Consider the following 19,560-nt stretch of genomic DNA (forward strand, 5'->3'; position numbering starts at 1 on the left):
ACAGTTAAAATTTAAAAGAATGCATTTTTTTTAAGTTAAAAATATGCATGCATAATACTTTTTTAGTAATATTGTGTAAAATTACAACGATTTCGTTCCAAGTCTAACATTGCAAACTGTAAGAATATGTTAAAATAATCTAAGTTTGTAAAAAATAATTAAAAAACAGAATTATGAAAAAGAACCTATTTTTACTAGGATTATTAGTTTGCTCTATGGCCACAATGGCGCAAACAGAAAAAGCAGATAAGCCAGAAAGTTGGTATTTTAAATTAGGTGGATCTTATTTTATTCAAACTGCTGCAACAGAGTTTCCAATTGTGAACGGTCAATTACCTAATACAGATGTTTATGGACCTGACGGGACTACTTTGGTTTCCAGAAAAACAAATCATGGGTCTTTTGGAGAAGGTTTCCGTTCTGGATTAACTGCAGGTTACCGTTTTTCAACACGTTTAGGAGTTGAAATGGGAATTAACTATTATTCTAGCGCTGATAAATTGATGGTTGAAACAACAAATCGTTTAGTTCCTCCAACTACAAATATTTTTGTATCTGGTGATGCTGTAGGTAAAATTAGAGCTTGGGATTTATCACCAACATTAGTGTTGTTTTTAGGAGAGTCTAAAGGTTTTGAACCTTATACAAAAGTAGGTGTTATTGTTCCTATACATGGAGATTTAACTATTGAAACCAATCGTGAATATTCGACTGCAGCAGGGGTTATAGCGAAAACATATTCTGAAGACGTTGTAAAACCGAATCCAACTATTGGTTTTACAGCCGCAATAGGAAGTTCTTATAAATTAGGTAAAAAGATTTCTGTATATGCTGAAATTGAATATAGAAACTTTACTGTTCACGGAGATACAAAAGAAACTACTGTGTTTACCGAAAACGGAGTAGATAAATTAAATACTCCAACTACTTTCCGTCCTGATGCTTCTTATTCTGCGATTCATACTAATTATGTTAGCAAAATTGATACTTCATCAAATAGCAAAGTAACTAATGCAGCTGGTTTTGACAATACTAGAGCTACTGATGATATCAGTTCTTTCGTTGGTATTTCAGGTTTAGGGCTTACTTTCGGTCTTAAATACAGTTTATAATTTCTGAAGAAATTTTTTATACTTATAAAAAGAGGATATTCATTTAGAATATCCTCTTTTTTTTTCACAATCTTGTCATCCTGAGCGAAGTCGAAGGACACACTAGAAACTCCGCAAAAAGAATCGACAATCCTGGTCGAGTTCCATATGTGATCCTTCGTTCAGGATGACAATACTATGTGGGAATAAAATGCTTTCAACATCACTCAGACCAATGAAATAAAGCTATTTCAAACTCCTAAACTCCTTCAATACTTCATCAATTACCCAGGTTGTTCTTGCCGCCGAAGTTCCTCTTGATGGATTAATACCTTCATTACCCAAAATTTCAGCTACTACAGTTTCAACAAGCGGCTGCTGAATATGAAGTGGGTTTTCGATCGTAAAACTTTCTTTTTCGCCATTTGTATATTGAATATGTATTGGATCATTTCCAAAAGTAGAGAATGAGATTTTACCTTTATCACCTACAATATCAGTATTGTCGTAACGTTCAAAACTGGCGAAGTTCCATAAACCAGTTCCGTGAATTCCATTTTCAAATAAAAAAGACATCGAAACCGAATCTTCTGCCGGATATGCTTTAAGCTGAGAACTTGCATGTCCGCGAACAGATTGAATTGGTCCCAAAACAAAATCAAGAAAATCTAAAGTATGACAAGCCAAATCAACAAAGATTCCTCCGCCGGAAATGTGTGGTAAAACTGTCCACGGCAAATTGATTTCGTCATCGTATCTTTCTTCAAACGGATGGTATAAAACGCAATTCACGTGTCTTACAGTTCCTATTTTATTTTTATCAATTAATTCTTTTATCTTTAAAAAGCGAGGTAAACTTCTTCTGTAATATGCCACAAATAAAGGAACGTTATGTTCTTTACAAACGCTGATCATTTCGTTGCATTCTTCAAATGTCAAAGCCATTGGTTTCTCTACATAAACCGGTTTTCCGGCTTTGGCACACAAAATAGTATATTCTTTATGAGAGGATGGAGGAGTAGCAATATAAACAGCATCGACTTCAGGATCATTAATTAAATCCACAGCGTTCGAATACCATTTGGGAACATTATGGCGTTTGGCGTAATCTTCTGCAAGAGCAGCGTCTCTTCGCATAACTGCAACTAAAGCCGAGTTAGGCGATTTTTGAAATGCCGGACCACTTTTAACTTCGGTTACATTACCACAACCTATAATTCCCCATTTTACAATTTTCATTTTTCTGGTTTTTTAGTTCATTCAAATTTAAAAAAGGTTTGCCATGAATTGCACTAATTTTCCTGAATTATTTTTTCACGCAGATTTAAAAAGATTTAAGCAGATGTAAATGGATTTTATTTTACCGCAAAGCTGGTTCGATACAAAGCTTTGCGAACTTTGTATTTTCTGAAGATATTTTTGCATAAAAACCTTGCGTGCTTTGAGGTAAAATCAAAAGTAGTCCTTGGCAAAAAATTCTTCAAAAAAAATAAAGCCACAAACTCACAAAAATAATTCGTGAATTCGTGGCTATAAAAAAATAGATTAAAGTTTTACTTTTTAGGTAAAGCCTTAAATCCCATATTGTAAAGCGTAAACGCCTGAATGTCTACATTTTCCTGAATCGTTGCAGCAACAGATTTTCCTGCTCCGTGACCCGCTTTTACATCAATACGAATTAAAACCGGATTAGGTCCTGTTTGTTTTTCCTGTAATTCAGCAGCGAATTTAAAACTATGTGCAGGAACTACACGGTCATCATGATCTCCAGTGGTAACCATTGTTGCAGGATATTTAACTCCTGCTTTTACATTTTGTACAGGAGAATATCCTTTTAGGTATTCGAACATTTCTTTGTTGTCCTGAGATGTTCCGTAATCGTAAGCCCAACCTGCACCAGCGGTAAAAGTATGGTAACGTAACATATCCATTACACCAACTGCCGGCAACGCTACTTTCATTAAATCAGGGCGTTGAGTCATTGTTGCTCCAACTAATAAACCTCCGTTAGAACCTCCGCGAATTGCTAAGAAAGCCGATGAAGTATATTTTTGAGCGATTAAATATTCGCCTGCAGCAATAAAATCATCAAATACATTTTGCTTTTGCAATTTAGTTCCGGCATCGTGCCATTTTTTACCATATTCTCCACCACCTCTTAAGTTGGCAACAGCATAAACTCCTCCGTTTTCTAACCAAACGGCATTTGCAATACTGAAACTTGGTGTTAGACTAATATTGAATCCACCGTAACCGTAAAGAATTGTTGGGTTTTTACCGTCTAATTTTGTTCCTTTTTTATAAGTAATAATCATCGGAATTTTTGTTCCGTCTTTTGAAGTGTAGAATACTTGTTTAGATTCGTAATCATCACTTTTAAAATCAACTACAGGTTTTTGGTATATTGCAGATTTACCAGATTTTGGTTCTAATGAATAAATTGTTCCCGGAGTTGTGTAATTTGTAAAGCTGTAATACAACGTTTTTTCGTCTTTTTTACCTCCAAATCCACCTGCAGTTCCTACAGCAGGAAGTTTGATTTCGCGAATAAGTTTACCACTGTAATCATATTGTTGTACAAATGAAACAGCATCTTTTGTGTAATTAGCGAAGAAAAATCCACCACCGGTTGAAGGTGATAAGATGTTTTGAGTTTCTTTGATAAAATCTTTCCAGTTTTCAGGTTTTGGATTGCTTATATCAACAGTAACAACACGTGTATTTGGCGCATTTAAGTCAGTTTCGATAAACAATTTAGTTCCTTCATTCTCGATAATCTGATTGCTGCTGTTAAAATTATCTACAATCGTTACAATCGGACTATTTGCTTTGGTTAAATCTTTGATATATAATTCGTTTCCGTAAGTAGAATTAGCAGCAGAGATTACCAAATATTTATCATCTTCGGTAACATAACCACCTATGTATCTTCTTTTTTGATCGGCACCAAAAATAACTTTGTCTTCTTTTTGAGAAGTTCCAAGCTTGTGGTAATACAATTTATGCTGATCTGTTTTTGCAGATAATTCACTTCCTTTTGGTTTGTCGTAGCTAGAGTAATAAAACCCTTCGTTTCCGTGCCATGCAACACCACTAAATTTTACATCTACCAGAGTATCTTCGATAGCTTTTTTAGACAAAGCATCAATAATGATTACTTTTCTCCAGTCACTTCCACCTTCTGAAATAGCGTAAGCAGCTTTATTTCCATCTTTAGAAAAATTTAAACCACCAAGAGATGTAGTTCCGTCTTTAGAGAAAGTATTTGGATCTAAGAAAACTTCTTCTTTTCCATCTTTTCCTTTTCTGTAAATAACCGACTGATTCTGAAGTCCGTTGTTTTTAGAATAATAAGTAAATTTCCCTTCTACAAACGGAGCGCTGATTTTCTCATAATTCCAAAGTTTTTCCATTCGTTTTTTAAGTTCTTCACGAAACGGAATTTTATCCAAGTACCCGTAAGTAACCTCATTTTGAGCCTTTACCCAGGCACCGGTTTCAGCTGATTTATCATCTTCAAGCCAACGATAAGGATCGCTTACTTTTGTATCAAAATAGACGTCAACTGTTTCGCCTTTTTTGCTTTCGGGATATTGAATTTTATTCTGCCCAAATGAAATTCCTGCAGTTGTAATTGCCATTATAAGAAATGTTTTTTTCATAGTTTAAGTTTAACAGTTGTCACAAAAATAGCGTTTTTTGTTAGATCAATACTTATTTAACCGCAAAGTCCGCAAAGATTTTATTTAATAATGCTTTAAAAAAATACAAAGTTCGCAAAGGCTGAAATCAACATATTGGCTTTGCGAACTTTGCGTTTTTACAAGATCAAGCATGTATAAGAAACCTTGCGTTCTTTGCTGTAAAAATTAATCTGTTTTTAGGTTAAAATGAGAAATCAATACAAAGCTTTGCGGACTTTGTATTTTTAAAAGATCAAGCATATATAAAAGCTTTGCGTTAAAATTTTAAATAACGCAAAGCTTAATTAAATAAACCACGTAAGAAATACAAGTTTAACCAAAAACAAAATAAACAGATATCCTACTTACATGGTTTAATTAAAAAAATTATAAGTTGAAGTTTACCCCCAATACAATGTTTCTTCCAATATTAGGAATCCCGTCTGTTTTTAATCTTGAAAGGTGAGCAATATATTTTTTATCGAATAAGTTGTTTCCGTTCAGGTTCACATCAAATGCGTGTTTGCCTAATTTTACTGTCCCTCCAAAACCAAGATTTACCAATGTATATCCGTCTGAAGCGGTTTCAAAACCACTCACATTTTTCTGGGCAAAAGTTGATGAAACGTTTAATGAAGCATAACCTTCTTCAAACCAGTTATTGATTTTAAATTCGGTTCTTAAAGTATTGTTCCAGTTGTTAGCAGGAATCAAAGGCAAATAATCATTGTTTGCTTTTTTACCTGTTACGGTTTCAAAACTCGTTTCAAAATGCAACCAATCCAATGGATGAGGATGAAAGTGTAAACCAACTTCACCACCATATAATTTAGCATTGTCCTGAACATAAGCAAAAACATCATTGTCATCGCGAACTTCTCCCGTTGGCGAAGTGAAGATATAATTGTTTACATGATTGTAAAATCCGTTGATGAAGAATTCAAAATGCGTGTTTTTGTACTCTAAATTCAAATCAGTCTGAACGTTTTGTTCTGTTTTTAAAGCAGCATTTCCAATTTCGTATCGGTTTGTTCCTTCGTGAACCCCGTTTGAAGTTAGCTCAGCTAAATTTGGAGCTCTAAATCCAGTTGCTACATTCAATCGAAGTGTCAATGGTTCTGCCAGTTTTGTTTTATATCCCAAAGAAGCATTAAAGCTATCAAAAGATCGGTCAAGAGGCAGAAAGTAACCTTCTTCACCTTCAGTTCCATGCGCTATTGAAGTAATATTTCGGTTGTCAAAACGTAATCCGGCTTGTAAAACACTATTGTCCCATTCGTAATTTGCAGTTCCAAAAACACCAAAGTCATTCGTAGTAGCATCAGGAATCAGGTATTCTTCGCCTGAATTTTTATTTGTTTGATGCATTCCCTGAACTCCTAAAATCGTTTCAATTTTACCTAATTTAGGAAAATGATACTTGGCATTATAGTTAAAAGTATTCAGTTTCATGTGAAGAGAAGCTTCGTTGCTGTCTTCAAATTCGCTTCGGTCATTGGCGATATAGCCTAAATCAACATCTAATTTCGAATTCTCAAAAAAGATAACGTTGTTTAAACTCAATAAATGATTGAAAATTCCTTGTCTTGGGAACTCTGTATTTTTACTTGTAGATTGTTCTCCAATTCCATTATCCGGCATTCCAAGATCAAGTTTATTGTAGTTATATCTTAAAACGCTTGAAAAACTAGAGTTACTGTAGCCAATTCCCGTTTTAAAATCGGTTTCGTTGTAACGAGTGTTGGTTACGCGATCGCCATCGGCAATTTTGTAATCAGAGTGCGTGTTGAAACTTCCGCGAATAAGAAATTTCCAGTTATCAGTAGATGTTTTTAATCCAATAGAAGAATTGCTTCCTTGTGTATTCGTGAAATATTTTTGACTAAAATTGGCTTTGAAAGTATTCGCATCGGCAAATTTTTCAGGATTAAAATATAAAACTCCACCAAGTGCATCAGAACCATATAATAAAGAAGCAGGTCCTTTAATGACTTCAACACTTTCGATTCCGGCATCGTTTAAACCTAAACCATGTTCGTCTCCAAATTGCTGATTTTCGATACGAACACCTTGGGAATAAACCAAAACACGGTTTCCGCTCAATCCGCGAATTACCGGTTTCCCGATAGAAGTTCCCGTAGAAATTTGCGAAACTCCCGGAATTGTTGCCAAACCTTCTATTAAAGTTGAAGTTCCTTTTTGCTGCAAAGTTTTGATGCTTTCATGCTCTACTTTCATTACGTTTTGCGATTGCAATTTGTTGAAAGGTGTAGAAACCACTACTTCATCCATTTCAAAAACAGATTCGGTAAGCGTTATGTCGATAGTGTTTTCTTTTAATAACTTAGAAATTGATTTACTTTGAGTGGTGAATCCAACAAAAGTAAAAGTAAGTCGGAAACTTCCGTTTGGAAGATTCTTAAATTCATATTTCCCGTTTTGATCCGTCGTGGTTCCTTTGTGCAATTCCGGCGCATATACAGAAACGTTGGCCAATGGCTGGTTTTCAAGATTGGTTACCGTTCCTGAAACCGAATTTTGAGCAGAAAGAATGCCCGAAAACCCTAAAATAAGGGCTAATATTATTTTTTTCATTTGAAAATGATGCTATAGTTAATTGGAATTTGTCCTTTAAAACAAAAACTAAAAAGAATAGTAAAATTTGCCGACCCTGAACATTTCAGAATGGGGAAATCGACTAATTTTTTTGAATTAGATTTAAAAAAGAGTTTGATTTTATTTCGATGATTTCGAAACTAAGAAACTAGAGCTGAGGGCGGACCGCGTAATTGATACGGGTTTTCTGAAATTGAAAATATTTTTTCTGAAAGAGAGAAAAAATAAGGGATTTCATAATTGAAAGTATGAAATTCAAAAGCAAATTGTTCTGGTACAATATAACTTCCAAAAACAAAATGACAAACAAAACAAACATCGTAATCGTGATGCTGATGCGTTATTTCGCCATTTGGGTCATTATAGTTATGATGACACTGTTTTTCTGAAAGTTGCTTTACAATATGCTCATAACTGTGTATCGACTGAAACAATATTGAGAACAATACTGTCAGAGCCAAAGAAACACTTAATATGAGTTGCTTTCTTTTCATTCGTGACAAAGGTATAAAAGATCAAAGTAAAATCGATTTATTTTTTGAATTCTGTTCTTGATTTGATGAAAAAAGTGCAACGAATGATTTTATTCTTCATGAAAAAGAGAATAATTGCGATCTAATTGCATCCTGAACTAGCATTATATTATATTTGTAAGTAAAATAAATCTACTCTAAAAAACGTTTACTTGAAAAACTCTTTAAAACCAAAATACGATATGCGATTACTTTTTAGTTGTTTGTTTTTAGTATCGTTTTTCAATTCTTTTGCGCAAGATGAGAAGCCGGAGATAAAGCCTATCGTAAAAATCGATTCTTTATATCGTGAAGATCAGTTTTATTTTTCGGTTACTTATAATCTTTTGGTTCAGGCGCCGTCCGGTTTAAAACAGGATAAATTTTCAGCAGGACTTTCTGCGGGTTTTTTGCGTGATATGCCCATCAATAAAACAAGAACTATTGCAATTGCAGCAGGTTTAGGTTTGAGTTATCAGAATTTTTATCAAAACCTGACCATTTCAAAATCTCAGGATGGAGCGCAAATTTATGGTGTAAATGGCTATGGCGAATTTGTGTCGAATAGATACAAACAGTATTCAGTTGACGTGCCAATTGAGTTTAGATGGAGAAGCTCAACTTATGAAAGTTACAAGTTTTGGAGAATTTACAGCGGATTAAAAATGAGTTATGTCTTCTCTAGTAAATCGATTTTGAAAGACGGAGAGGATACTTTTAAAATCTCTAACAATAAAGATGTCAATGAGTTTCAATACGGAGTTTATCTTTCGGCAGGTTATAATACCTGGAATGTGTATTGTTATTACGGACTAAATAGTTTGTTTGATAAATCGGTAAAAACTGTTTCTACAGGCGAAAGTATCGGAATGAAAGCCATGAATATTGGTTTGATTTTCTATATTTTATAACCACAAATACAAAAACAACAACTGCGGAACGATTCCTATAAATGTTCCAATCAATAATTCATTTGGCGAATGCGCTTCCATTTCTAAACGAGAAGAGGCTACAACGCCCGTCATTAAAATCAAAAATGCAGCCCAATATGGATTTTGCATTTGAAGATGCATATTTAATCCGATAGCAAAAATGGTAAATCCGCTAATGGCCATCATGTGCAAGCTCGCTTTTATTTTAAACATAGAAAAAACCAAAGCCAAAATTGTACTAAACAAAGCTCCCAGAAAAAAGAAATGCAGCTCCGGGTAACGCGCAATAACAATGCTTCTTTTTACCAGTAAAATATATAAAAAGCACTGCAATACAAGCGGAATCTTACGCTGTGAAGTTTCATGAACCATCACTGATTTTACATGTCCTGTTGAACGAAGCAATAAGAAAAACAATATAGGTACTAAAATAGTAATGATCAGAATCTGGAATAAAACATAATATTTTTCCTGATTGGTAAAAGCTTCATTTTTGCAAAAAAGGTAAAATAAGGTGGCATACATCGAGATAAAAATCGGATGTAATATATACGAAAATAAAGGAAGGATTCTTTTCAAAACGTTGTATTTAGTGGTGTTAGCAAATATAAACAAATAATGTTTTTTTGCCACGAATTGCACAAATTAGCACGAATTTTAATTTGGGGTCAATTTTTAAATCTCATACGTATCTGTTTCACGCAGATTTTGCAGATCTAAGCTGATTTTTGATAAGAACAAATCTTCGCGTATCTGTTTAAATCAGCAAAATCTGCGTGAAAAAAAACCACAAAGAATTAGTGGAAATTTGTGCAATTCATGGCAAACCTTTTTTTAAATTTGACAAAAAGAATTTTCAATGAGCATAAACTTAAAAAGCCTTATCCCGGTTCTTGATGCCGAATGGATTGGCTCAGAAACTGATGTTTTTATTAATCATATTTCAATCGATAGCCGTTCTTTACAAAACGGATCTGAAACTTTGTTTATTGCCTTATCAGGTGTTAATAATGATGCTCATTTGTATATTGAGGAGTTGATTGCGCAGGGTGTTCAAAACTTTGTAGTGCAGTATATTCCAGAAAATTGTGCCGGAAAAGCCAATTTTATAGTTGTTAAAAACAGCTTGAAAGCGCTACAACAGTTAGCGGGTTATTATCGTAATATTTTCGATTTTCCCATTATCGGACTAACCGGAAGTAACGGTAAAACAATAGTAAAAGAATGGCTTAATTTCTTGTTAAGCCCTGATTTTAATATTATCAGAAGCCCTAAAAGTTATAATTCTCAGGTAGGAGTTCCCTTGTCTGTATTGGCGATTAATGAAAAACATAATTTAGGGATTTTCGAAGCCGGAATTTCTACGGTGAACGAAATGGTAAATCTGGAGAAAATGATCAAACCCACAATTGGCGTACTTACGAATATAGGAAGTGCACACGACGAGGGGTTTTTGAATTTAGTGCAAAAGATTGACGAAAAATTAATTTTATTCAAAGACTGTCCGTTAATAATTTATCAAAAAAACGAAATTGTAGATTCTTGTTTGTCGCAGTTTGTAGCCGAATATATGATGCATCCAAGAACTCTTTTTTCCTGGAGTTTTACAGATGCTTCTGCAGATGTTTTTATTCTGAAAAAAGAAAATAAAAGCGATTCAACACATATTAAATACCAATATAAAGAGGAAGTTTTTAGTTTAGAAATTCCTTTTAGTGATACAGCTTCTATAGAAAATGCCATTTCCTGTTTGGTAGTTTTATTGTATTTAAAATACGATTCAGAGACGATTCAAAATAGATTTGAGCGTTTGTATCCCGTGCATATGCGTCTGGAAGTTAAAAACGGAATCAATAATTGCAGCATAATTGATGATAGTTACAGTTCAGATTTTGAATCGCTTACAATTGCTTTGGATTTTTTAGAAAGTCAAAAGAAAAAGAACGCTTCAAAAACGATTATTCTGTCTGATATTGTTCAGAGCGGATTTTCTAACGAAGAATTATATTCGAAAGTAGGACAATTAGTTGCAGATAATAAAATTAATAGAGTAATAGGAATTGGAACCACAATTTCGGCTTTTAAGTCTAAATTTTCTAATGTTGTTACTTTTCAAAATACTGCTGAATTTATTGGTCAGATCGAAAGTTTGAATTTCGAAAATGAAACTATTTTAGTAAAAGGTGCCAGATCATTTCAGTTCGAAGAAATTGTGTCGCTGCTCGAAGAGAAAACGCATGAAACAGTTCTTGAAATCAATCTGAACTCTATTGGTTATAACCTGAATTATTACAAATCAAAATTAGCCAATAACGTAAAGTTGATGGTAATGGTAAAAGCGTTTGGCTATGGTAACGGAGGCTTGGAAATTGCCAAATTACTCGAACATCATAAAGTAGATTACTTAGGTGTGGCTTTCGCCGATGAAGGAATCTCACTTAAAAATGGCGGAATAAAACTGCCTATCATGGTATTGAATCCTGAATCGACCAGTTTTCCTTCGATTATTCAGTACAATCTTGAGCCTGAAATTTATAGTGTAAAAGGCTTGAAAGCTTTCCTGAAAATTGCCAGAGAAAAGAATTTAAAAGACTTCCCGATTCATATCAAATTAGATACAGGAATGCATCGTTTGGGTTTTGAAGAAAATACGCTCGACGAATTGATTCAGACTTTAAAAGGCAATTCGACCGTAAAAGTAAAAAGTGTTTTGTCGCATTTAGCCACAAGCGATGAATTGCAGCATTATGATTTTGTGATTTCTCAGATTAATTTATTCGAAAAACTGTCGTCGAGATTAATTTCAGAATTAAATATAAATCCTATTCGCCATATTCTAAACACATCCGGAATTAGCAATTTCCCTGATGCGCAATACAATATGGTACGTTTAGGAATTGGTTTGTACGGAGTTTCAAACGATCCGGCAGAACAAAAATATCTGGAAAACGTAGGTACATTAAAATCGATTATTTCTCAGGTTCGTACCATTCCTTCCGGAGACAGCGTAGGTTACGGACGTCGTTTTATGGCTGAGAAAGAAACTAAAATTGCGACAATACCAATAGGTTATGCTGATGGAATTTCTCGTTTATGGGGAAATCAGGTGGGTTATGTGGTTATTAAAAATCAAAAAGCCTCTATTGTAGGCAGCGTTTGTATGGATATGCTCATGGTAGATGTAAGTCATATTGATTGTAAAGAAGGCGATTCGGTTGTTATTTTCGGCGAAAGCCCAACAGTTATAGAGATGGCTGCAGCACTAAAAACCATTCCGTATGAAATTATGACAAGCATCTCGCAACGCGTAAAAAGAGTATTTTTTAGATAGATTTTGAAACTTTGCAGAAAATTCCGTATTTTCGATATGAATTAATTTATAACTAAAAGAACAATTATGGGGATGTTTTCAGAATTTAAGGAATTTGCAATGAAAGGCAACGTAGTCGATTTGGCTGTCGGTGTTATAATTGGAGCTGCTTTTGGTAAAATTGTGAGCTCATTAATTGAAAATGTAATTACGCCATTAATACTAAAACCGGCATTAGATGCAGCGCATTTATCTACTATAGAAGAGCTAACGGCTTTTGGAGGTGTAAAATACGGTTTATTTCTTTCGGCAGTAATTAACTTTCTAATTGTTGCTTTTGTTTTATTCTTAATTATAAAAGGAATAAACCATGCAAAAAAGAAAGAAGTTCCAGCACCGGCTGCACCAGCAGGACCAACTCAGGAAGAATTGCTTATTCAGATTAGAGATTTATTAAAAAATAAACAATAATATACTATACCGCTACACTAAGTCTAACTTAACCGCTTCTTGATTGAGGCGGTTTTTTTTGTTTTTGTTTGTTTTATAACATTTTGTTATTTTTTGTGAAGCACCTTGTTTTGACTTTTATATTGTATACTTTTGCATAGTAAATTAGATTAATTCATACTAAAGATATAAAAATGAGAATAGCCGTTGTAGGTGCCACTGGTATGGTTGGCGAGATAATGCTTAAAGTTTTAGCAGAAAGAAATTTTCCTGTTACAGAATTAATTCCTGTGGCTTCTGAGAAGTCAGTAGGAAAAGAAATTGAATATAAAGGTCAAAAATATAAAGTTGTAGGATTACAAACCGCAGTTGATTTAAAAGCTGATATTGCTCTTTTTTCTGCCGGAGGAGATACTTCGTTAGAATGGGCGCCAAAATTTGCAGCAGCAGGAACAACAGTTATCGATAATTCATCAGCATGGAGAATGGATCCGACAAAAAAATTAATCGTTCCGGAAATCAATGCAGATACTTTAACAAGCGCAGATAAAATTATTGCAAATCCAAACTGTTCTACTATTCAGATGGTTTTGACTTTGGCTCCATTGCATAGAAAATACAACATCAAAAGAATCATTGTTTCTACTTACCAATCGATCACCGGAACTGGTGTAAAAGCGGTAAGACAGTTAGAAAATGAATATGCAGGAGTTCAGGGAGAAATGGCTTATAAATATCCAATTCATAGAAATGCAATTCCACATTGCGATAGTTTCGAGGAAAACGGATACACTAAAGAAGAAATGAAATTAGTTCGTGAGACTCAAAAAATCCTTGGCGATAACACGATCAGAGTTACAGCTACTGCAGTTCGTGTACCAGTTGTTGGCGGACATAGCGAAGCTGTAAACGTGGAGTTTACCAATGATTTTGATGTAAACGAAGTTCGCGAAATTTTACACCATACAGATGGAGTAGTGGTTCAGGATAATTTAGATACATTTACATACCCAATGCCATTGTATGCTGAAGGTAAAAATGATGTTTTTGTAGGTAGAATTCGTCGTGACGAAAGCCAGCCAAATACATTAAACATGTGGATCGTTGCTGATAACTTAAGAAAAGGTGCTGCAACAAACACCATTCAAATCGCTGAGTATTTAATTCAGGCAGGTTTGGTATAAGCGAGAGATTAAAGAAAATTGTTATAAAGGAAAAGCCGTAATTACAGTAATGTAATTGCGGTTTTTTTGTTTTTTGTAGACCGTACAATATTGCACATAATAAAATGGAGAATCAGCGTTTAAGTAAAGTAAAGAATATTATGAATGAATTAATCGAAAAGTTAGACAAGCAATTAGCGAGATTACGACCAGAATATTATCAGGAACTTAAACCTTCTTTGAGCGATTTGGAAATTCAAAATTTAGAAGTACAATACAAAATCCAGCTTCCTGACGATTTAAAAACGCTTTACAAATGGAAAAATGGACAAAATCAAAACTGTTATGAATCTTTTGTGAATAACTCTATGTTTCTGTCTTTAGAAGATATACTGAGTACGGCAGCAGAGCTTACGTCAATGATAGGTTCTGATTTTGAAATTGAAAACTGGTGGAATGAAAATTGGATGCCTGTTTTTCATAATGGAGGAGGGGATTATATTTGTTTTGATTGCGAGGGTACTTTTACTGGAAATGCTGGGCAAGTAATCGAATATTGGCATGCTGACGAGGATAGAAATGTAATAGCTCCCAATTTAATAGCTTTTATATCGCAAATTGTAAAGTATTACGAAACAACTAATTCACAAGATTTTGATGAGTATTTTGAAATAGACAATGTAGATAATTATCCGCTGGTATTCAGTGTTCAATAAATTACAATAATCGTAAAGGATTAAATTGGATAGATAATTAAGAAGCAATATAATCATAAATTAGAAAAATAATGAGAACAGAGATAAGTCATTTTTGGTTAGGAAAATTCAAATCGGAAGATGAATGTTTTGATTTTGTAGGTGAGGACAACACGTATTATGAAGAGGATGATATAGAAGAGAAGTACATTTCTGAATTTGCAAAATCACAAGGCGAAATTTTTTTAGATCATGATTTTATGGAAAGCGGATTTGAAAATGAGGCTGTTTCTTTCGAAGAAAAATTTTCAAAATATTCGTATGCTGATCAATGGATTGCTGAAGTAAAAAACAGATTGCATGATCAAAAGCAAAATCTGGAAGATATTAATACGCTCGTATTTATTTCGAAAGATCAAATTGAAAAGCCTGTTTCTGTAATGAACTCTAAATTTGATTTATTGTATATAGGAGAAATCGAATACAATATTTGATTTACATAGACATAGTTTTGTGATTATGTTATGTGTTTTATTTAAAGTGAAACGACTAGTAGGCACTTTTAAAATCGATGTTTCTATGTGTTAAAATAAAAGACAAAGATGGATGAAAAACGTATCTTAGCTATTATAAATAGAAATAAAATGAACTTCGACAATTATAAAATAATTCCAAATTACAAGACCAATAAAACAGACTTGTTTCTTGCTGAAAACGAAGATATTCTGGCTTGCGAAAAGACTTTGAATATTGTTTTTGATGAAGATTATAAAGAATATGTTTTGAATTACGGAAGTGGAATTCTGGGCGGAACTTACGTGCGTATTTATCTTCCTGAAACTATAATACTCACGATGGATGAATGGAAAAGCCGCATAACCGAATATTGGTTTTGGGATGAAGGTGCAGCTGTTTTATCAAAAGAGGAAGTGCTAAACTCAGTTCGAATTGGAGATACTTACGATGGAGATGAAATTATTGTTTTTAAAAACGAATATTTTATTTTGCCAAGACATAGCGAGATGATTTATAAAGCCGGGAATACACTGGAAGAAACTATAAACTGGTTGTGTTCCTCAGGGATTCTTACCGAAGCATTTTCTGAAAGAGAATTTGAACCTTTTGATCCGGGTAATTTGATAGGATAATTTCAGAAAAAATAATTTGGCAATAATACAATTGCAATCTTCAGTTAGTAATTATAATAATTTTAGAAAAAGTAAAATGAGGCTTAATGAAAGACAAATACAATATGGATTCGATTATTATTTCAAAGAGGAAGTCGATAAGATAAGATGTATTACAGAAGTTTCAGAATACAAAGGAGAAACTAATTTAAGGATTTGTTGTACTCAATTAGATTCATTTACTCCCAAATTTCAATCTGTAAAAGAAAAAAAAAGGGTGCTAAATGAATGGTGTGATTTTTTAAAAAATTCTCCCCATTCATTTACTGAATTAACATTTGTATCAAGAATGCCCCAAGAATTATTTGATGCAGTATGTTGTCAAAAAAACTTAAAAAACTTAAAAATAAAGTGAGGCGTGTATAAAGACCTATCTCAAATCGAAAACTTACAGAAACTTGAACTTTTAAGTATTGGCTCAGGAGCTGGCGTAACAAGTATATTGCCAATAAGTAAATTGACTAGTCTGATTGGATTATCGGTTGAGAACTTCCAAAAAATATCTGATTACAGTGTGTTAAGTAGATTGAAAAACTTAGAAATTCTAAGTATTCTTGGTGATGGGATGGCACCAAAATATATTAAAATTGATTCATTAGGCTTTTTAGAAGAAATGGGACAACTCCGACTATTTCGACTTTTAACAGCCAGATTACAAAGTAAAGATTATAAACCTCTTCTAAAATTAGAAAAAATAGAACATTTGTCAATAGGAAAGTCCAAAGAAATAACGGCTTTATTGTATGAGCAATTTTTAGAACTGCCTGAGTTAAAATGGGGTTTGAATAGCCAAGGATAAATTATAATTTCGGAAATAAAAAGATCAAGTTTCATCAGGAATATTGACCAAAGCCTTTTCTGAAAGAGAATTTTAACCTTTTGAGGATCAGTGCTAAATGTTGTGGAGCAGCCTACAAATGCTGACTATTTTTTTACCGCAGAGAAACAAAGATTTTATCTAAGAATGTCTTATAAAACACAGAGTTCGCAAAGCTAAATCAATATACAGCTTTGCGTCCCGAGGCTTCGGGATGCCTTTTATAAAAAGCTAAGAGTATAAAAACCTAGAGATCTTTGCGGTAATTTTTTTGCTTCAGAGGTTTTAGGAGTGATTGTCTTTTGATCCAAATGAACTTACATAAGATTCTAAAAAAAATTCCAAATCCCAAAGAGCAGCTGCTAGTTGGAATTTGGAATTTTTAAAAAATTGTAATTTATTGTTTAGTATTCAGGAGCTAATTCTAATTCTAATCCTTCTAACTCGGTAGTAATTGGAATCTGACAACCCAAACGGCTATTTGATTTAACGTAAAATGCTTCCGACAGCATGGCTTCTTCTTCATCTCCCATTTCAGGTAATGCAACATCATTAAGAACATAACACTGGCAAGAAGCACACATGGCCATTCCGCCACAGGTTCCTTCAACAGGTAGTTCGTATGCTTTGCATAACTCCATTATATTCATTGCCATATCAGTTGGAGCTTGTAACTCGTGTATAACTCCTTCTCGATCTTTAATCTTTATTAATACATCCATTTTAATTATTTGGAATTTTACTGGTTAGGATTTTATAACGTGAAAAAATCCCTAATTACATTAACTATTTTTTAAACTAAATGCGTATTCTTTTTTGCTTCCTTCTTTAGGGCGCATTTTTACGCCAAGGATATTTCCGTTTTTCTCTAGTATAGTAACAAAAGCAATTACAGAATAATAATCTTTATCTGATTGAAAGATCAGAGTACCTTCGTAAGTAGAATTCATTACTCCCTGCTTGTCTGTTGTTACAGATACTTTTCGGGGATGTGCAAACTGTGCAGCACTATAAGTGGCTTTGTTCGAAAATTTAGCTTTTCCATTACAGAAATCGTATAAGAAATCATAATTTCCAATTCTTAGACTGCCTTCTTCCTCATTTGCGGTAGTCGAAAATACGATCTGACCTGAGTATTTAAAATCTGACCATTCTTCTGATTCGTTTAACCAGGCTTTGTCAACAATTAATGTTTGCGTAGTTTGCTGAGCATAATTCACAGAAACAAAAAATAGCAATAAAAATAGAGCGTAATAGTTCTTCATAAATTTAAGATTTTGGGGTTATGTGACAAATTTAAGTTAAATATGTAACAATTCCTTAACTAAAACTCTTAAATCTTTACGTTGTTTTTTGCTAAATCCGCAATAACTGGCTTTGTTTACGTAATATTTTTTAAAAATCGCAAACCAAAGCGCTTAAAGAACTATTATTCTTGTTAATTGGTTGAGTCTGAAAAGCAGAAAAATAGTGTTTTTTATTACATTATATTTACCACAGTTTCAATTTGTGGGGCATACTTTTTTATTGTTGTTTCAACTCCCGCTTTTAGCGTCATTTGGTTTACACTACAGCTAATACATGCTCCTTCAAGACGCACTTTGACATGTTTGTCATCGTCTATAGAAATTAGCGTAATGTCTCCTCCGTCAGAATTTAAAAAAGGTCTGATTTCGTCAAGAGCTAATAATACGTTGTTTGTTAATTCTTCTGTTGTCATAATATTAATGTGTCAATTAGAGAATTCGAGAATTAGATAATGCTTAAAGAAAATTTTAAATTCTATTCTCCCAAGAGCATTATCTAATTGCCTCATTATCTCATTATCTAATTATTTTTTAACTGCTGAACAACCTGCCATAGTTGTAATTTTAATGGCTTCTGTTGCAGGTAAAGTGTCATTTCTGTTTACTACTTCCTGTACAACGTTTCTGGTGATTTCTTCAAAAACAGTTTCTATTACAGATGCAGTTTGCATTGCAGCAGGACGACCGTAATCTCCGGCTTCACGAATAGATTGTACAATTGGTACTTCACCTAAAAACGGAACATCTAAATCTTCGGCCAGGTTTTTTGCACCTTCTTGTCCAAAGATATAGTATTTATTGTCAGGTAATTCTTCGGGTGTAAAGTACGCCATATTTTCGATAATTCCCAAAACAGGAACATTGATGTTGTCCTGCATGAACATAGCCACTCCTTTTTTAGCATCGGCAAGAGCCACAGCCTGAGGAGTACTTACTACAACAGCACCGGTAATTGGCAATGATTGCATGATCGAAAGGTGAATATCTCCGGTTCCTGGAGGTAAGTCGATTAACATAAAGTCTAAATCGCCCCAATCTGCATCAAAAATCATTTGGTTCAATGCTTTTGCAGCCATTGGACCTCTCCAGATTACGGCTTGGCTTGGCGCAGTAAAGAAACCAATAGAAAGTATTTTAATATCATAACTTTCAACAGGTTTCATTTTTGATTTTCCATCAACGTTTATCGAAATTGGTTTTTCGTTTTCAACATCAAACATAATTGGCATCGATGGCCCGTAAATATCTGCATCAAGAATACCTACATTAAAACCCATTTTAGCAAGTGTTACAGCAAGATTTGCAGTAACAGTCGATTTCCCGACACCACCTTTACCAGAGGCAACGGCAATAATATTTTTGATTCCAGGAATAGCTTTTCCTTTTATCTCATTAGGATTTTCCTTTGCTTCAACCTTAATGTTTACTTTGATTTTTGCGTCAGGAGATACCAATTCAAGAATTGTTTTTTTGATATCATCTTCGGCTCTTTTTTTAATGTGCATTGCAGGTGTGTGTAAAAGTAAATCTACCACAACTTCATCACCAAAAGTGATAACATTGGCAACAGCACCACTTTCAACCATATTTTTTCCTTCTCCGGCTATAGTGATTGTCTCTAGAGCTTTAAGAATTTCTTTTCTATCTAATTTCATTTTAATCTCTGTTTTCTATTGATAAAAATCAATTTACGCATTGTGTTTATTTAAACTGATTTCAGACTACAAAGATAACAGATTATGTTGGGATTCAAACCCTTTTAAATTGTATTTATTGATATCAGGATTAGTCAAAACG

General features: G+C 33.6%; 19 protein-coding genes. 10 read left to right on the top strand and 9 right to left on the bottom strand.

Annotation, left to right across the window (positions count from 1 at the left end):
• Positions 1-173 precede the first annotated feature (173 nt).
• Positions 174-1,112 (top strand): outer membrane beta-barrel protein, encoded by a 939-nt coding sequence (locus LNP81_RS07230; protein WP_230034599.1) that lies wholly within the window; start codon positions 174-176, stop codon positions 1,110-1,112.
• 225 nt (positions 1,113-1,337) lie between these two features.
• On the opposite strand, the gene LNP81_RS07235 is transcribed toward LNP81_RS07230, so the two are convergent.
• The 4 genes from LNP81_RS07235 to LNP81_RS07250 form a co-directional block, all read right to left on the bottom strand.
• On the bottom strand, positions 1,338-2,330 hold the full coding sequence (locus LNP81_RS07235; protein ID WP_230034601.1) for a Gfo/Idh/MocA family protein: 993 nt from the start codon (positions 2,328-2,330) through the stop codon (positions 1,338-1,340).
• 314 nt (positions 2,331-2,644) lie between these two features.
• Positions 2,645-4,753 carry a prolyl oligopeptidase family serine peptidase gene (locus LNP81_RS07240; RefSeq protein WP_230034602.1) on the bottom strand — a complete coding sequence of 703 codons (2,109 nt, stop codon included), beginning with the start codon at positions 4,751-4,753 and terminating at the stop codon, positions 2,645-2,647.
• 408 nt (positions 4,754-5,161) lie between these two features.
• The gene (locus tag LNP81_RS07245) at positions 5,162-7,369 is read right to left on the bottom strand and encodes a TonB-dependent receptor (protein WP_230034604.1); all 2,208 of its coding nucleotides are present in this window, start codon (positions 7,367-7,369) and stop codon (positions 5,162-5,164) included.
• A 161-nt stretch (positions 7,370-7,530) separates the two neighbouring features.
• Positions 7,531-7,884, bottom strand: coding sequence for a hypothetical protein (locus tag LNP81_RS07250; protein ID WP_230034606.1), 354 nt, complete (start codon positions 7,882-7,884; stop codon positions 7,531-7,533).
• A 191-nt stretch (positions 7,885-8,075) separates the two neighbouring features.
• Between LNP81_RS07250 and LNP81_RS07255 the strand changes: the two genes are divergently transcribed.
• Positions 8,076-8,813, top strand: a complete 738-nt coding sequence (locus tag LNP81_RS07255) for a porin family protein (protein ID WP_346432735.1) — start codon at positions 8,076-8,078, stop codon at positions 8,811-8,813.
• Here LNP81_RS07255 and LNP81_RS07260 read toward each other — a convergent pair.
• Complete coding sequence (locus LNP81_RS07260; protein WP_230034608.1) at positions 8,808-9,413, bottom strand: hypothetical protein; 606 nt, start codon at positions 9,411-9,413, stop codon at positions 8,808-8,810. The two genes, LNP81_RS07255 and LNP81_RS07260, sit on opposite strands and share 6 nt — an antisense overlap.
• A 280-nt stretch (positions 9,414-9,693) precedes the next feature.
• On the opposite strand from LNP81_RS07260, the gene LNP81_RS07265 reads away from it, so the two are divergent.
• The 8 genes from LNP81_RS07265 (at position 9,694) to LNP81_RS07300 (ending at position 16,438) form a co-directional block, all read left to right on the top strand.
• Entirely contained in the window at positions 9,694-12,165 is a 2,472-nt protein-coding gene (locus LNP81_RS07265; protein ID WP_230034609.1) for a bifunctional UDP-N-acetylmuramoyl-tripeptide:D-alanyl-D-alanine ligase/alanine racemase, read from the top strand.
• Positions 12,166-12,231: 66 nt separating this feature from the next.
• Positions 12,232-12,615, top strand: a complete 384-nt coding sequence (gene mscL / locus LNP81_RS07270) for a large conductance mechanosensitive channel protein MscL (RefSeq protein WP_230034610.1) — start codon at positions 12,232-12,234, stop codon at positions 12,613-12,615.
• Positions 12,616-12,788: 173 nt separating this feature from the next.
• A complete protein-coding gene (locus LNP81_RS07275; RefSeq protein ID WP_065451523.1) occupies positions 12,789-13,778 on the top strand; it encodes an aspartate-semialdehyde dehydrogenase in 990 nt (329 codons plus the stop codon).
• Between the two features lie 104 nt (positions 13,779-13,882).
• Complete coding sequence (locus LNP81_RS07280; protein ID WP_230034611.1) at positions 13,883-14,473, top strand: SMI1/KNR4 family protein; 591 nt, start codon at positions 13,883-13,885, stop codon at positions 14,471-14,473.
• Positions 14,474-14,544: 71 nt separating this feature from the next.
• Complete coding sequence (locus LNP81_RS07285) at positions 14,545-14,946, top strand: immunity 22 family protein (RefSeq protein WP_230034612.1); 402 nt, start codon at positions 14,545-14,547, stop codon at positions 14,944-14,946.
• 108 nt (positions 14,947-15,054) lie between these two features.
• Entirely contained in the window at positions 15,055-15,600 is a 546-nt protein-coding gene (locus tag LNP81_RS07290; RefSeq protein WP_230034613.1) for an SMI1/KNR4 family protein, read from the top strand.
• A 16-nt stretch (positions 15,601-15,616) separates the two neighbouring features.
• Positions 15,617-15,994 carry a hypothetical protein gene (locus LNP81_RS07295; RefSeq protein WP_230034614.1) on the top strand — a complete coding sequence of 126 codons (378 nt, stop codon included), beginning with the start codon at positions 15,617-15,619 and terminating at the stop codon, positions 15,992-15,994.
• A gap of 3 nt (positions 15,995-15,997) precedes the next feature.
• The gene (locus tag LNP81_RS07300) at positions 15,998-16,438 is read left to right on the top strand and encodes a hypothetical protein (protein WP_230034615.1); all 441 of its coding nucleotides are present in this window, start codon (positions 15,998-16,000) and stop codon (positions 16,436-16,438) included.
• Between the two features lie 422 nt (positions 16,439-16,860).
• On the opposite strand, the gene LNP81_RS07305 is transcribed toward LNP81_RS07300, so the two are convergent.
• The 4 genes from LNP81_RS07305 to LNP81_RS07320 form a co-directional block, all read right to left on the bottom strand.
• The gene (locus tag LNP81_RS07305) at positions 16,861-17,178 is read right to left on the bottom strand and encodes a 2Fe-2S iron-sulfur cluster-binding family protein (protein WP_026982672.1); all 318 of its coding nucleotides are present in this window, start codon (positions 17,176-17,178) and stop codon (positions 16,861-16,863) included.
• 60 nt (positions 17,179-17,238) lie between these two features.
• Entirely contained in the window at positions 17,239-17,721 is a 483-nt protein-coding gene (locus LNP81_RS07310) for a hypothetical protein (protein ID WP_230034617.1), read from the bottom strand.
• Between the two features lie 215 nt (positions 17,722-17,936).
• Entirely contained in the window at positions 17,937-18,176 is a 240-nt protein-coding gene (locus LNP81_RS07315) for a NifU family protein (protein ID WP_055097397.1), read from the bottom strand.
• Between the two features lie 111 nt (positions 18,177-18,287).
• A complete protein-coding gene (locus tag LNP81_RS07320; RefSeq protein WP_230034619.1) occupies positions 18,288-19,418 on the bottom strand; it encodes an Mrp/NBP35 family ATP-binding protein in 1,131 nt (376 codons plus the stop codon).
• Positions 19,419-19,560 lie beyond the last annotated feature (142 nt).

It is taken from the genome of Flavobacterium piscisymbiosum (assembly GCF_020905295.1).
In the GTDB taxonomy this organism is placed as follows: domain Bacteria; phylum Bacteroidota; class Bacteroidia; order Flavobacteriales; family Flavobacteriaceae; genus Flavobacterium; species Flavobacterium piscisymbiosum.